The 14,020-nt window shown below is 70.7% G+C and carries 14 protein-coding genes; 9 read left to right on the top strand and 5 right to left on the bottom strand.

Annotated elements, in window-relative coordinates; translation table 11 throughout:
- Positions 1 to 74: 74 nt before the first annotated feature.
- Positions 75 to 470, bottom strand: a complete 396-nt coding sequence (locus SK571_RS10235) for a RidA family protein (RefSeq protein ID WP_319984025.1) — start codon at positions 468 to 470, stop codon at positions 75 to 77.
- A 95-nt stretch (positions 471 to 565) separates the two neighbouring features.
- Between SK571_RS10235 and SK571_RS10230 the strand changes: the two genes are divergently transcribed.
- Complete coding sequence (locus SK571_RS10230) at positions 566 to 1,540, top strand: helix-turn-helix transcriptional regulator (RefSeq protein ID WP_319983785.1); 975 nt, start codon at positions 566 to 568, stop codon at positions 1,538 to 1,540.
- Positions 1,537 to 2,760, top strand: a complete 1,224-nt coding sequence (locus SK571_RS10225) for an MFS transporter (RefSeq protein WP_319983784.1) — start codon at positions 1,537 to 1,539, stop codon at positions 2,758 to 2,760. Before SK571_RS10230 ends, SK571_RS10225 begins: the two co-directional genes overlap by 4 nt.
- A gap of 94 nt (positions 2,761 to 2,854) precedes the next feature.
- On the opposite strand, the gene bdeA is transcribed toward SK571_RS10225, so the two are convergent.
- Positions 2,855 to 3,691 carry a bis(hydroxyethyl) terephthalate hydrolase gene (bdeA, locus tag SK571_RS10220; protein WP_454780183.1) on the bottom strand — a complete coding sequence of 279 codons (837 nt, stop codon included), beginning with the start codon at positions 3,689 to 3,691 and terminating at the stop codon, positions 2,855 to 2,857.
- 203 nt (positions 3,692 to 3,894) lie between these two features.
- Here bdeA and SK571_RS10215 point away from each other — a divergent pair, with 203 nt between their 5' ends.
- The 4 genes from SK571_RS10215 (at position 3,895) to SK571_RS10200 (ending at position 9,080) form a co-directional block, all read left to right on the top strand.
- Positions 3,895 to 6,264, top strand: a complete 2,370-nt coding sequence (locus SK571_RS10215; protein WP_319983783.1) for a helix-turn-helix transcriptional regulator — start codon at positions 3,895 to 3,897, stop codon at positions 6,262 to 6,264.
- Between the two features lie 13 nt (positions 6,265 to 6,277).
- Positions 6,278 to 6,691, top strand: a complete 414-nt coding sequence (locus tag SK571_RS10210; protein ID WP_319983782.1) for an acyl-CoA thioesterase — start codon at positions 6,278 to 6,280, stop codon at positions 6,689 to 6,691.
- Positions 6,688 to 7,788, top strand: coding sequence for a zinc-binding dehydrogenase (locus SK571_RS10205; RefSeq protein WP_319983781.1), 1,101 nt, complete (start codon positions 6,688 to 6,690; stop codon positions 7,786 to 7,788). Before SK571_RS10210 ends, SK571_RS10205 begins: the two co-directional genes overlap by 4 nt.
- A gap of 158 nt (positions 7,789 to 7,946) precedes the next feature.
- Complete coding sequence (locus tag SK571_RS10200; RefSeq protein ID WP_319983780.1) at positions 7,947 to 9,080, top strand: S1 family peptidase; 1,134 nt, start codon at positions 7,947 to 7,949, stop codon at positions 9,078 to 9,080.
- A gap of 52 nt (positions 9,081 to 9,132) precedes the next feature.
- Here the strand turns inward: SK571_RS10200 and SK571_RS10195 are convergent, their stop codons facing one another.
- Both SK571_RS10195 and SK571_RS10190 read right to left on the bottom strand, forming a co-directional pair.
- A complete protein-coding gene (locus tag SK571_RS10195) occupies positions 9,133 to 10,494 on the bottom strand; it encodes an alpha-amylase (RefSeq protein ID WP_319983779.1) in 1,362 nt (453 codons plus the stop codon).
- 142 nt (positions 10,495 to 10,636) lie between these two features.
- On the bottom strand, positions 10,637 to 11,029 hold the full coding sequence (locus SK571_RS10190) for a class I SAM-dependent methyltransferase (RefSeq protein ID WP_319983778.1): 393 nt from the start codon (positions 11,027 to 11,029) through the stop codon (positions 10,637 to 10,639).
- A 229-nt stretch (positions 11,030 to 11,258) separates the two neighbouring features.
- Between SK571_RS10190 and cmtR the strand changes: the two genes are divergently transcribed.
- Complete coding sequence (gene cmtR, locus SK571_RS10185) at positions 11,259 to 11,576, top strand: Cd(II)/Pb(II)-sensing metalloregulatory transcriptional regulator CmtR (protein WP_319983777.1); 318 nt, start codon at positions 11,259 to 11,261, stop codon at positions 11,574 to 11,576.
- Entirely contained in the window at positions 11,569 to 12,192 is a 624-nt protein-coding gene (locus SK571_RS10180; RefSeq protein WP_319983776.1) for a cation diffusion facilitator family transporter, read from the top strand. Before cmtR ends, SK571_RS10180 begins: the two co-directional genes overlap by 8 nt.
- On the opposite strand, the gene SK571_RS10175 is transcribed toward SK571_RS10180, so the two are convergent.
- Entirely contained in the window at positions 12,149 to 12,802 is a 654-nt protein-coding gene (locus SK571_RS10175) for a class I SAM-dependent methyltransferase (RefSeq protein ID WP_319983775.1), read from the bottom strand. The two genes, SK571_RS10180 and SK571_RS10175, sit on opposite strands and share 44 nt — an antisense overlap.
- 58 nt (positions 12,803 to 12,860) lie before the next feature.
- On the opposite strand from SK571_RS10175, the gene SK571_RS10170 reads away from it, so the two are divergent.
- Positions 12,861 to 14,018: a glycosyltransferase gene (locus SK571_RS10170; protein ID WP_319983774.1), complete on the top strand. Its 1,158-nt coding sequence runs from the start codon at positions 12,861 to 12,863 to the stop codon at positions 14,016 to 14,018.
- Positions 14,019 to 14,020 lie beyond the last annotated feature (2 nt).

Raw genomic sequence — 14,020 nt, 5'->3', positions numbered from 1 at the left:
GCGCCGCGCCTCTCGGCAGCGTTCGCCAGCGAGTTCCCCCAGGTGTGTTCAGGCTGCCGGCACCACCTGGAGCGTCACGCCACGGCCGTCCCTTCCAGCTCCACCATCAGCTCGGGCAGCGCCAGCCTGCTCACCCCGAGCATCGTCGTCGGCGGCGCCACCCGCGCCTGGCCGAGCCGCGCCGCCAGCACGCCATAGTGCTGGAACAGCAGGTCGACGTCCGTGGTGTGAACGTTGAGGCGTACGAGGTTCGCGAGCGACATCCCCGCCTCGGCCAGCACCGCCTCCAGGTTGTCGAGGCTCAATGCCAGCTGCGCCCCCATGTCACCGGCGTGCTCGGGCTTGCCGTCGCCGTTCATCGACGTCTGGCCCGCGCAGTACAGCGTCCGGGTCTGCCCGGTGACGACCTCGCCCTGGTGGTAGCCCAGCTCCGCCGACCACGTCCACGGGTTGACCGGCGTTCGTTCCACAGCCACGACAGCTCCATTCGATCTTTTCGACAGTGCCGTCAGCCTCGCAAGCAATACACGACATCCTGTGTCACGTATTCCCGTACGGTTTTCGGATGCGTGCCGACCGGTTGGTCTCGCTGGTCCTGCTGCTGCGGCGGCACGGCCGGCTGTCGGCGGCCACCCTCGCCCGCGAGCTCGAGGTGTCCACCCGGACGGTCCTGCGCGACATCGAGGCGTTGTCCGCGGCCGGCGTCCCGGTCTACGCCGAACGCGGCCGGCACGGCGGGTTCGCGCTGCTGCCCGGTTTCCAGACGGAGCTCACCGGCCTGAACCACGACGAGGCGCTCGCCCTGCTGGTCGCCGGCTCACGCCGTGGCGCGCAGGTGTTCGGGCTCGGCTCGTCGCTCGCCTCGGCCATGCTCAAGGTGGTCGACGCGCTGCCCGAGAGCTTTCGGCAGACGGCGGCCGGTGCGGCGGAACGGTTGCTCATCGATCCTGAGATGGACCTCCTCTCGCGGCGTGCGGTGGAGGAGGAGTTGCCGGACGCGGTGGTGGCGGAGGTTCGTCGCGCGGTGTTCGCGGGACACCGGTTGCGGATCCACTACGAGGCCAAGGGAAAGGCGGCGGAGTGGCGCACGGTGGATCCGATCGGGCTGGTCACCGTGCGGGAGCAGGGATATCTGCTGGCCACGAAGGCGGGGGAGGACCGGACCTACCGGCTTTCGCGGATCCTGGCCGCCGAGGAACTCGGCGAACCCGCGCAGCGACCGGACCGGGTCGACCTCGACCGGGCCTGGCAGGAACGCAGCACGCGGTTCCGGACCGGTGGTGACCAGGTCGCCGTCGTGCTGCGGGTGCACCCGGCGCGGCGGGAGGAGCTGGTGGGCACCGCACTGGCCGTGCTCGCCGAGGAGACCGACGACGGCTGGCTGCGGATGGAGGTCGCGTTCCAGGACGCGCGGCACGCGGAGTGGGCGTTGTGGCAGCTCTCCACGAGCGCGGAAGCCCTTGAACCGCAGTGGTTGCGTGCCGCGTTGAGGGATCGGGCCGCCGCGGTCGCCGGCCGGTACGGCGAGGCGGTGCGGTGAGCACCGAGCGCGATTTCAGCCGGTACCTGAACGCACGGGTGCTCTCGGTCGTCGGTGCTGTGGTGTCCACGGTGGCGTTGCCCGTCCTCGTCTACCAGCTGACCGGCTCGGCTGGTTGGACGTCGGCCGTCACGGCGGCGGAGGCGTTGCCGTACCTGGTGTTCGGGTTGCCGGCCGGCGCGCTCGCCGACCGGCTGGACCGCCGCCTGATGATGGTGGCGATGGACTTCACGGTCGCCGCCGTGCTGCTGAGCGTGGTCCTGGCGTGGCTGGCGGGCGGACTGACCGCGCCGCACGTCGTGGTGGTGGCGTTCGCGTCGCAGACGGCTTTCGTGTTCTTCGACGCGGCGAACTTCGGTGCGTTGCCGGCGTTGGTGGGCAAGGAAAAGCTGACCGCCGCCTACTCGACGATCTTCGGGCGCACGACCGTGGTGGAGCTCGTGGTGCCGGGTGTGACCGGCCTGGTCGTGGTTGTCGTTGCTCCGGCGGCACTGTTGGCCGTGAACGCCTTGACGGCTGTGGGGTCGGCAATGTTGTTGCGCGCCATCACGAGCAGCATGGCCAACCCGCGGCCGGTGCGTGGCGGGAAGGAACTCGTCGCGGACATGCGAGAGGGGCTGCGGTTCCTCTGGCACGGACCGGTCATCCGGATCCTCACCCTGGTCGGCGCGACGCACTCGGTGGCCGGCGGTGCGTGGATCGCCCTGCTCGTGCCGTTCGCCGACCAGGTGCTCGGAGTGGAGTCGAAAGGCGACGCCAGGCTCGCGGCCCTGTTCAGCTGCTGGGGCCTGGGCGCGATCATCGCCTCCCGCCTGCTGCCGCGGGTGACCGCTCGCTGGGGCAGCGCCGGGGTGGCGCTCGCGGCGTTGCCGCTCTCCCTGCTGGGCGGGGTGCTCGTGCTCGTGAGCGGGCACTGGCTGGTGGCGTGCGCGGCGGCGACCTACTGGGGCGTCGCCGGTGCCGTCGTGGTGATCAACGGGATCACCTACCGGCAGGAGGTGTGTCCGGAGGAACTGCAGTCGCGGGTCAACACCACGGCGCGGATGATCGCCTGGGGCCTCGGCCGGCCTCTCGGCGCCGCCCTGGCAGGTGCCCTGTCGGTCGCGGCCGGTGATCCGCGAGCGGGGATCGCGGCGGGTCTCGTGGTGCTGTCGGCAGGCGTCGTCACGGCGTGGGTGTCGCCGGTGCTGCGTGGTCAGAAGTACCGCGACCACACGTGAGACAGGGCCCTGTCGGCCGTCCGGGTGCTCGAACGACCTGGATCGGGTCGCGGCGCCCCGCGCTCGGTCAGCGCCGCGACCCGTGTTCAGCGGATCAGGAGTGCGGGCACGTGTCCCGGTACTCCTCGATCAACGTGCTGCGTCCCGGCGCCGGGCAGAGGAACTGCTCGTAGCGGGTGTCGTTGTCGATGAACCGCTTGAGCCACGAGATGCTGTACTTCGCGATCGTCGTGTTGGACGAGTTCGGGGCGAAGTGTGAGGCGTTGTTGAGTTCCAGGTACGCCTTGTCCAAGGTGGACGGCAGGCTCGTGTAGAACGGCTCCGAGTGGGACGAGACCGGGGCGATGGAGTCGTCCTCGGCGCCGACGACCAGGGTCGGGACGCGGACGGTCGACCAGTTCTTCGTGGTGTGCCAGCCCGTCAGCGGGATCGCCGCCTGCAGTGACGGGCGCTGGCTGGCCGCGCGGAGGGTTCCGCCGCCGCCCATGGAGTGGCCCATCACGCCGAGGCGCGACGAGTCGATCCGGGTGCGCACGGAGCTCTGCTGGGTGAGGTAGTCGAGGGCCGCCAGCAGCTGCGAGGCCCTGCTGTCGGGCTGGTCGTAGATCGAGTTCGTGTCGATCGTGAAGATCACGAAGCCCTGGGACGCGAGGCGCGGGCCGAGCCACGAGATGCTCGACTGGGTGCCGGTGTAGCCGGGGGAGATGACCACCGCGCCGAACGTGCCGGCGGAGGTGCTGGTCGGGTAGTAGATCGTGCCGCCGCCGAAGCCGCTCACCAGCGACGACACGGAGGTCTCCGAGACGGCGAACGGGCCGCGGCTGGCCTCGATGCTCGAGTTGGTGGGGGCCGGCCCGCGTTCGTACGGGTTGTCGGCCGCCTGGGCGACGGTGCCGCCGAGCAGCACCATGGAGAGCGCGACGGGGATCAGGGTGCGGAGTTGCACAGCGCTGTACACCTCATTCGGCAGGGAACAGGGGGAGGAACGACTCGACCCTGCAACCACGGACTCCACGTGCGCATCGGTGCAACCACCGGTCTCGGTGAACAACTTCGGTGGCAAAACTAACGGTGGTAGGTGAATTTGGTCCTTACCCCTTCCGGAGGAGCGGCAACCGCCGTAAGACTGGTCTGATGCTGCGTGGCCGAGAGCGGCAACGCGTCGCCGTGGACGCGTTGGTCGACCGTGCGCGCGTTGGGCGCGGCGGAGTGCTTGTGTTGTGTGGTGAGGCTGGTTCGGGCAAGACGGCGCTGCTCAACGCGGTGCAGGACACCTACGACGCGTTGTTGTGCGTGGACGTCCCCGAGCTTGATGACGACCTTCTGGAGCTTGCGCGTGACGTGGCAGGGACGGAGGGCGCTCTGCTCATCGCCACCGAGGGCGGACCACGTGGGCTGCCGAGCGTCACGCTCGATCCACTGGACGCCGTGACGAGCGTTCGCGTGCTGCACGACCTCGTGCCCGGCCTGCCCTCCGCCCTCGCCGCGGACCTCGTGGACCTCGCCTGCGGGAACCCGCTGGCGCTGGTCGAGCTGGCCGGTTCGCTCACGTCCGCGCAGCTCGGGGGCGTCGCTCCGGCGCCGGAGGTGCTGCCGGAGAACAGCTCCCTGCGGCAGCGGTGGCGAGCCCGCTTCGCCGCGTTGTCCCCCGCGGCGCAGCACGTCGTCGCGATGGTGGCGGTGGACGAGGAGGTCGACGCCGAGACGCTCGACCTGGACGCGGTGACCGAGGCCGGGCCGCTGTTCGACTCGCGCAGGCTGGTCCGGTCCGCCCTGCAGGCGGACGTGCCGCTACCGCTGAGACGCAGGGCTCATGCCGTTCTGGCGGAGACCCTGCCGCCGGGTGCACGCCGGACGTGGCACCAGGCGGTCACCACGCAGGACGCCGGGCTCGCCGACGTCCTGACCGTCCACGCCGAACACGCGCGACGGTGTGGCGACTTCGCGACGGCCGCGCGTGACCACGACCGCGCCGCCCGCCTCACGACCGATCCCGAGCAGAAGGCGCACCACCTGCTCAAGGCCGCCGCCGACCACTGGGCGCACGGCGAGCCGCACCGGTCGCGGGCCGTCCTGCGCACCGCGACGAAGATGACTTACACGCCGGAGCTCAGGGCGCTGATGGACCTGGTCGTCGGCGGCATCGATCTCGGTGAGAGCCTCCCCGACGTGGCGGCGGACCGGCTGATCCGCGCCGCGAAAGGCCTGGTCGGCACACGCCGGGAGCTCGCGGTGGCCGCGCTGGGGTTTGCGGGTGAGGCGGCCAGCATCGCCGGCGACCACCGCCGCTACACCGCCGTCGCCGAGTTCGCGAAGGAGATCCGCCGCTCCGACGAGCCGCCGGCCACCCGGCTCACGCTCGACCACCTCACCGGGATGCTGGCGACGTTCGACGGCAGGCACGACGAGGCGTTGGTCGCGCTGCGCACCGTCGTCGACCTCGCCGACCAGGTCCCCGGACCGCAGGCGCGGATCTGGGCGAGCCAGGCCGCCTACGTGCTCGGGGACGCAACCAGGTCGCACGAGATGGCGACCAGTGCGGTCACGGCCGCGCGGGAGAGCGGGTTCACCGCCATGGTGCCGTGGGCGCTGGTGTACCGGGCGTTGTCGGCGTTGCTGCTGGACCAGCACGCGGCGGCGCTGACCGCGGCGACCGAGGGCGTGCACGCGGCGACGGCGATCGGGCAGCACAACGCCGTGGTGGACCACCTGACGATCCTCGCGCTGCTGGCGGCGTTGAGAGGCGACGCGGAAACGGCTCTGCACCGCATCGACGCCGCCACGGAGCAGATCACCCAGCGCGGTCTCACGCGGCCCGGCACGTTCGGCGCCTGGGCGTTCGCGTGCGTCGACCTGGCGCGCGACCGGCCCGCCGACGCGCTGGACCGGCTCCGGCTGCAGCCGGGACACGCCGGCATCAAGGTGATGGCCGCGCCGCACGTGGTCGAGGCCGCCGTGGCGTGCGGCAAGCCGTCCACCGCGGACAGGGCGCTGCAACCGTTCGAGAAGTGGGCCGGCTCGACGGGAAGCACGGCTCGCCTCGCGCTCTCGCACCGCTGTCACGGCCTGTTGGAGAGCGGTACCGCCGACGAGCACTTCGAGGAAGCGATCCGGCTGCACCGCGCCAGCGGCACCGCTCTCGAACTCGCGAAGACCGAGCTGCTGTACGGCAACCGGCTGCGGCGCGGCCGCAAGCCCAAGGCCGCGCGCGAACACCTGCGCGACGCCGTGCGCATCTTCCAGTCCTACCAGGCTGATCACTGGGTCGAGCGGGCCCGCGCCGAACTGCGCGCGGCCGGCGACTCCACGAGCGAGCCCAAGGACCACCCCGGCCTGACGCCGCAGCAGGCGCAGATCGCCAGGCTGGTCGCCGAGGGCGCCACGAACCGCGAGGTCGCCGCGCGGTTGTTCCTGAGCCACCGCACCGTCGAGCACCACCTGCGCAACATCTTCGCGCGGCTCGGCGTGCGGTCGAGGGTCGAGCTCACCAGGAGACTCGATTGACGATGGAGGTCGCGTGCGCGAGCAGTACCGGCACTGGCAGCGGATTCCGACCCGATGGGCGGACAACGACGTCTACGGCCACGTGAACAACGTCGTGCACTACGCGTTCATGGACACCGTGATCAACACGTGGCTGATCGGCGCCGGGCTGGACATCCAGGCCGGGCAGCAGATCGGGCTCTGCGTGGAGTCGCACTGCAACTACCGCGCCTCGGTGTCGTTCCCGGAGGCGCTCGACGCCGGCCTGCGCGTGGGGCACCTCGGCCGGTCGAGCGTGCGCTACGAGGTCGGTTTCTTCTTCGAGGGACGCGAGGACGTCGTGGCGGAGGGTCACTTCGTGCACGTGTTCGTGGACCGCGAGACCCGCAAACCGGTGGAGATCCCCGCGCACCTGCGCACGGCGATGGAAGGGCTGGTGGCGGCGTGAAGACGCGAGGCGCGGTGCTGACCGGGGTCGGCGGGCCGCTCGAGATCGTGGACCTCGAACTCGACCCGCCCGGTCCCGGCGAACTGCTGGTGCGCGTGCACGCCACCGGCCTGTGCCACTCCGACCTGTCCGTGATCGACGGCTCGCGCATCCGCCCGTTGCCCATGGTGCTCGGCCACGAGGCCGCGGGCGAGGTCGTGGAGACCGGTCCGAACGCCGAGTTCGAGGTCGGTGACCACGTCGTGCTGTCGTTCGTGCCCGCGTGCGGTGCCTGCCGCCGGTGCGCGTCGGGCCGCCAGGCGTTGTGCGAGCCCGGAGCCGCGGCGAACCGCGACGGCACGCTGCTCAGCGGTCAGCGCCGCTGGACACTCCCGGACGGCACGCGTCCGCACCACCACCTGGGCGTGTCCGGGTTCGCCGAGTACACCGTGATCTCCGGCCGGTCGGCCACCCGAGTCCCGAAGGACCTGCCGCTCGACGTCGCCGCGCTGTTCGGCTGCGCCGTGCTGACCGGTGCGGGCGCCGCGTTCTACAGCGCCGAGGTGAAGCCGGGGGAGAAGGTCGCGGTGTTCGGGCTCGGCGGTGTCGGCCTGGCGGCGGTGCTCGCGGCCGTGACGGCGGGCGCGACGCAGGTCGTGGCGGTGGACGTGGTCGAACACAAGCGCAAGCTGGCCCTCACGCTCGGCGCGACGCACGAGGCCGCGGGCGGACCGGACGTCGTCGCCCACGTCCGGGACCTGACCGGTGGGGGCGCGGACAAGGTGATCGACACGACCGGTGTGGCGGCGGTGCTGGAACAGGCGTACGCCGCGACGGCCGTCGGCGGCACCACCGTCACCGTCGGCCTGCCGCACCCCGACCGCACCGTGAGCCTGCCGGCGCTGAACCTGGTCGCCGAGGAACGCACGCTCAAGGGAAGCTACCTCGGTTCGTGCGTGCCCCGCCGGGACGTGCCGCGGTTCGTCGACCTCTACCGCGCGGGACGGCTGCCGGTCGACGGCCTGCTGTCCGGGCGGCTGGGGCTCCACGAGATCAACGAAGGGTTCGCGAAGCTCGCTTCCGGAGAGGCCGTCCGTCAAGTCGTCGTCATGGAGTGATGCCCGGTTCAGCCCATCCGGGCATGAATCGGGCAGGACAGTTCCGGTGTCACCTGTTGACCACCGCGGGCTGTCTGCGCCACGGTGAGAGCGCTCTCATGTTCGCCGCTTCCCGCAACGGGGCGGGCAGCGATCCCTGTACGGACAAGGAGATGAGCATGCGCTTCACCATGCCCAGAATCGTGCCCGCGCTGGCACTCGTGCTGGTCGGGTCCACTTTCACCGTGCCTGCCCAGGCGTCGGAGAAGGTGATGTCACCCGGCCTGCTCACCGCGATGAGCTCGGCGTTCGGGCTGACCGAGGCCCAGGCGCGGTTGCGTCTGGAGAAGGAACAGCGCGCGTCGGCCATCGCGCCGCGCGCCGAAAGCGAGGCCGGTGCCGCGCTCGCCGGCAGCTGGTTCGACGAGACGAAGAACCGCCTGGTCGTCGCCGTGACGGACCGGACGGCCGCACGCAAGGTCGAGGCCACCGGTGCCGAAGCCGTGGTCGTCGGTCGTTCGGCGGGCTCGATGGCGGCGCAGAAGAACCGCCTCGACGCCCTGTCCGCGTCCGGGTCGGTGCCCTCCGCCGTGGCGAGCTGGCACCCCGACCCGCGCACCGGAACCGTCGTGGTGAACGTCGAGGCGGGCAAGCAGACCGCTGAGGTGGCCTCGTTCCTGGACAAGGCACGTCAGCTCGGCTCCATCACCGTGCGCACCGAGGGCGTGCAGCAGCCGCAGCCGTTCGCGGCGGGCACGGTCGGCGGCGACCCGTACTACACCGGCAACGTCCGCTGCTCCATCGGCTTCTCGGTGCACGGCGGCTACGTCACGGCGGGCCACTGCGGCGGGAACGGCGCGGCCGTCTACGGCTGGGACCGCTCCTACCAGGGCAACTTCGCCGGATCCTCCTTCCCCGGCAACGACTACGCGTGGGTGCGCACCGGTGGCGGCTGGTGGACCGTGCCCGTCGTGCTCGGCTGGGGACGCGTGCCCGACGCGCTGGTGCGCGGTTCCTGGGAGGCACCGGTCGGCACCTCGGTCTGCCGCTCGGGTTCGACGACCCAGTGGCACTGCGGCGTGATCCAGAGCCGCAACGAGACGATCCGCTACGCGCAGGGCGACGTGCACCAGATGGCGGGCACGAGCGTCTGCGCCCAGGGTGGCGACTCCGGTGGTTCCTTCATCACCGGTGACCAGGCCCAGGGCGTCACGTCCGGCGGCTACGGCGACTGCACCAGCGGCGGTCGCACGTGGTTCCAGCCGATCAACGAGATCCTCAACGTGTACGGCCTGAGGCTGCACACCGCCTGATGAGAACGCCCGGCTGTCCACCGCGTGAAGCGGTGGACAGCCGGTGTTCGTCTCAGCGTGCGTTGACGTGCAGTGCCAGGGCGGTTCCTGCGCCGAGCGTGGTCGTGAACCTGCCGGAGGAGTCGACGGTCACGCGGACGCAGCCGTTCTCCTGGACGTTGCAGTAGCTCCCGGCGGGCAGCGCGGTCTGGAACGTGCGGGTCACGGCGAACGTCTCGCGGTTGATCGCGACGAAACCCTTGCTGCCGCGGCCGAACGCGATCAGGTCGAACCCGTTGTCCTGCCAGTTGTTCACGTCGGTGCCCGCCACGGTGTTGCGGAACGCGACCATGTTCGCGATCTGCGTCCAGGCGTGCTGGCACTTCCAGCCGCTGTAGCAGACCGAGTTGCCGGGCGGACCGGCGTCCTTGTCGCTGAACTCGTAACCCGAATACACCTGCGGCGCACCGTAGTTCCACGCCAGCATGAAGACGTTCGCCAGCGTGTAGGTCGAACCGTCCTTGTAGGTCAAGGTGGAGTTGTTGCGCTCGGTGTCCCAGTTGTCGACGAACGGCCGCGCCTGACCGCTGGGCAGGAAGCCCCACGGCTGCCCGAACGTCTTCAGGTAGGCCAGGTTCTCGTTCTGGAAGATCCGCTTGAGGTCGTAGGCGTAGCGGAACTCGTCCACGTCACCCGACCCCGTGTACTCGCCGGGCTGCACGGCCTCACCCGCTCCGTAGATCACCTCGTGCACCCAGAACACGTTGGGGTTGCTCAGCTTCCCCTTGATCGCGGCGAGATCGCCGGCGGCCATGTGCTTGGCCGCGTCGATGCGGAACCCGTCGACGCCCATCGCGATCAGGCGGTTCAGGTACCCGGCGATCGCCCCGCGCACGTACTCGCTGCCGGTGTTCAGATCGGACAGACCGACGAGCTCGCAGTTCTGGACGTTGGAGCGGTCCTGGTAGTTGCTGATCGGCGAGCGGCACAGGTGGAAGTCCCAGTCGCTGTACACGCCGGGGTAGTTGTACTTGGAGTAGCCGGTACCGCCGGTGCCCGTGCCCGATCCGGCGCTCATGTGGTTGATCACCGCGTCGGCGATGACCTTCACACCCGCGTTGTGGCAGGTGCTGACCATGTTCCGGAAGGCGTTCTCGTCACCGAGGCGCCCGGCGATCCGGTAGCTGACGGGCTGGTAGCTGGTCCACCACTGCGGGCCTTGGACGTGCTCGGTCGCGGGGGAGACCTCGACGTAGCCGTAGCCCTTGGGGCCGAGCACGTTCGTGCATTCCGCCGCCACGCGGGCGAACGGCCATTGGAACAGGGTGACGGTGACGTCCTTGGCGCCCGGTGGCGCCGCAAGACTTTGCACCGGTGTGGACAGTCCGACGATCAGCAGCACCACGAGAAGGGTGCGCGAAGCCGAGGAAACCACGTTGTCTCCTTGTGTGCAGGGGTTCACTGAACGTCGTAGCATCCGCACGCACACCGGGCAAAGCGTTGCAAGAACTTTCCGGAGTAATTCGGCCTAGTGCGCGCTCCGCGACCGGAGGAAAGCGCGAGGACGTTGACGCCGACTACTGCCGGCTCACGACGAGGTAGCGCTCGTCCTCGATCGGACGGCCCCACAGGTCCTCGCTCGTCAGCGGCGCGACCACCTTCGGGTGCGGCGGGTGAGCCGCGTCACCGGTGCCGAACTCGACGACCACGCCCGCGGCCGCTGCCTTGGCCCGCGCGGCTTTCACCATCTCCTCGGACAGGTCCAGGCCGTGCACGTCGTGGCCGGCCTCGGCGAGCAGCACCGACAGGCTGCCGGTGCCGCACCCGAGATCCACTACTGAGGACGCCTCGGGGACGAGCGGCAGGAGGAGCCTCGCCCAGGCGTCGCGCACTCGCGGATCGCGCAGCCCGTGGTCAGGTTCGTCGTCGAACGTAGCGGCGTGCCGGTCCCAGAACTCCTTCGTCGTCACGTTTTCAGTTTTGCTTAAGGGACCATCAAGCCTTGCCCAAATGAGATGCGGTCTTCGTCGTACGGTCCCTAACCTCGCTGCATGAGGCTTGTGCTCTGGTTCACACTCGCTTGCGCCTGCGCGCTCAGCGGTGACCACGCGCTCGCAGCCGTCCTGATCATCCTGCTCGCCGGCTGCGCTACCGACCGCGTGCGCTGAACTGTTCAGCTCCGGCTGTACAGTTCGATTCATGCTGACCTGTGAGACGCGGGAAACGGCCCTCGCGCGGCTGGGCCGCGCTTTGGCCGACCCGACGCGCTGCCGCATCCTGATCGCGCTGCTCGACGGCCACGGCTATCCCGCCCAGCTCGCCGAGAATCTGCAGCTGACCAGGTCGAACGTCTCCAACCACCTGTCGTGCCTGCGCGGCTGCGGCCTGGTCGTCGCGACCTACCAGGGCCGTCAGGTGCGCTACGAGCTGGCGGACCCGCACCTGAAGCGCGCGATCAGCGAACTCGTGGACGTCGTGCTGGCCGTCGAGCCCGGACCGGACTGCGCCGATGAGTGACGCCTGCTGTGCGCCCGTCGTGGACGAGCGCAAGCTCGTGCTCCAGCGACGGGTGCGGATGTTCGTCGCCGCCACGATCACCTACAACGTGGTCGAGGCGGTCATCGCGCTCGCGGCCGGCACGGTGGCGGGGTCGACGGCGCTGATCGGGTTCGGACTGGACTCGGTGATCGAGGTGGCGTCGGCGACCGCGGTCGCCTGGCAGTTCGCCGGGCGTGACCCGGAGAAGCACGAACGGACGGCGCTCAGGGTGATCGCCGTGTCGTTCTTCGCGCTCGCGGCGTACGTGAGCGTCGAGTCCGTGCTGTCGCTGGTGCAGGGTGAACGGGCCGCGCACTCGACGGTCGGCATCGTGCTCGCGGCGGTGTCGCTGCTGGTCATGCCGTGGCTGTCCTACGCCCAGCGCAGGGCCGGGCGTGAGCTCGGGTCCGCGAGCGCGGTGGCGGACTCGAAGCAGACGTTGCTGTGCACCTACCTGTCCGCGGTGCTGCTGGTGGGTCTCGTGGTGAACAGCCTGTTCGGCTGGTGGTGGGCCGATCCGCTGGCGGCGCTCGTGATCGCCGCGGTGGCGGTCAGGGAAGGTCGTGAGGCGTGGCGGGGTCACCACTGCTGCTGACCGGCTTGCGGGCGACGAGTCGTTCCACCACCCCGAGCTTGAAGCGCTGCCGTTGCTCGACGACCAGGCCGCGGGCCTCGACCAGGTGCAGCGGGCGGCGCAGGAAGTGCTCGCCCGCCATCGGAACGGTGATCCGCTCCACGAGCCACTGCACGCCCCGCGCGAGACGGGACGAGCTGGCGACGTGGTCGAGGAGGATCAGCCGTCCGCCCGGCCGCAGCACCCGGACCATCTCGGCCACCGCGGTCTCGTGGTCGGGGATGGCGCACAGGCCGAGCGTGCACACGACGGTGTCGAACGAGGCGTCATCGAACGGCAGGGCGTGGGCGGTGCCTTGTCGCAGCACGACGTCCAAGCCGAGCTCCGCGGCGCGGGACCGGGCGAGTTCGATCATCTGCTCACTCAGGTCCAGGCCGGTCAGCGCGACCCCGGCGGGGTAGTGCGGCAGGTTGAGGCCGGTGCCGACGGCGACCTCCAGCACCTCCCCGGCCGCCTGGGAACAGGCCCACTGGCGGGAGTCGCCGAAGACCCGGCGGTCCAGGACGCCGATCTCCGCGTCGTAGGTCGCCGACTTGCGGTCCCAGTACCTCTGCCAGCGGGTCTGATCCATGCCGTCCAGCCAACACGAACACTGGACAGGCCGGGCGAAGAGGGCTAGATCTGCCCCGGTGCGAGTCGTGGTTGTCTCCGGGGGCGATCCCGGTCATGTGGTGCCGGCCATCGCGTTGTGCCTGCGGTTCACGGAGGCGGGCGACACCCCGGTCCTGCTGACGGGACAACGCTGGGTCGAGCCCGCCCTCGCCGAGGGGATCACCGCCTCGCGAGTGCCCGGCCTGTCGCTGGACGACCTGCGGGACGTGCCGGATCTCGGGCGCGCGCTGCACGACCAGGCCGCGACGCTGGCGTTGGCACTCGTTCCTCAGCTCGCCGCGCTGGAACCGGATCTGGTGGTGTGCGACGTCCTCGCGCTGGGCGCGAGCATGGCCGCGGAACTGGCCGGCGTGCCGTGGGTGCAGCTGTCACCGCATCCGCTCTACGAGCCGTCGAAGTGGCTGCCGCCGATGGGGAGCGGGCTGGCCGCCGGGACCGGCGTGCGGGGCAGGCTGCGCGACTCGGTGCTGCGGGCACTGACGGCCAGGTCGCTCCGTCAAGGGGAACGGCAGCGTGCCGTTGTGCGGCAACGGATCGGGCTCGACGCTCGGGGAACGGGCCCGGCGGCGCGGTTGATCGCGACGTTGCCCGCGCTGGAGGTGCCGCGGCCGGACTGGCCGCGCGACGCGCACGTCGTCGGGCCGCTGCTGTGGGAGGCGAGCAAGGAGACGCTGAGCCCGCCGCCGGGTGACGCGCCGCTGGTGGTGGTCGCGCCGTCGACGGCGTGGACCGGGACGCGGGGCATGGCGGAGATGACGCTGGAAGCCTTGCGGGACAAGGGCGTGCGGGCGGTGGTGTCGACCTTCGCGCCCGCGCCGGCTGAACTGCCCTCGTGGGCGCGGTCCGGGCCCGGCGACCAGGACGCGCTGCTGCGGCAGGCCGCGGTGCTGGTGTGCGGTGGCGGGCACGGGATGCTGGTCAAGGCGTTGCGGGCCGCCGTTCCCGTCGTGGTGGTGCCCGGCGGTGGCGACCAGTGGGAGATGGCGTGCCGGGTCGCGCGGCAGGGGAGCGGACTCGTCGTGCGGCCGTCCACCGTGGAGGCTTTGGAGGACGCCGTGACGCGGGTGCTGGGCGACCCCGGCTTCGCCGCGGCGGCGGCTCTGGCAGCGGCGACGATCGCCGATGTTCGAGATCCTGTGGAGGTATGTCGGACTGCGTTGAGTCTTGCGCGTTGAGA

This window comes from Lentzea kristufekii, from assembly GCF_033949925.1.
GTDB lineage: Bacteria > Actinomycetota > Actinomycetes > Mycobacteriales > Pseudonocardiaceae > Lentzea > Lentzea kristufekii.
This window is presented reverse-complemented; position numbering and strand designations above follow the sequence as displayed.

Excerpts from the sequence above, each read along its gene's own strand:
- SK571_RS10230 (WP_319983785.1), top strand. The coding sequence starts at position 566 with ATGCGTGCCGACCGGTTGGTCTCGCTGGTCCTGCTGCTGCGGCGGCAC.
- SK571_RS10215 (WP_319983783.1), top strand. The coding sequence starts at position 3,895 with ATGCTGCGTGGCCGAGAGCGGCAACGCGTCGCCGTGGACGCGTTGGTC.
- SK571_RS10200 (WP_319983780.1), top strand. The coding sequence starts at position 7,947 with ATGCGCTTCACCATGCCCAGAATCGTGCCCGCGCTGGCACTCGTGCTG.
- cmtR (WP_319983777.1), top strand. The coding sequence starts at position 11,259 with ATGCTGACCTGTGAGACGCGGGAAACGGCCCTCGCGCGGCTGGGCCGC.
- SK571_RS10180 (WP_319983776.1), top strand. The coding sequence starts at position 11,569 with ATGAGTGACGCCTGCTGTGCGCCCGTCGTGGACGAGCGCAAGCTCGTG.
- SK571_RS10175 (WP_319983775.1), bottom strand. The coding sequence starts at position 12,802 with ATGGATCAGACCCGCTGGCAGAGGTACTGGGACCGCAAGTCGGCGACC.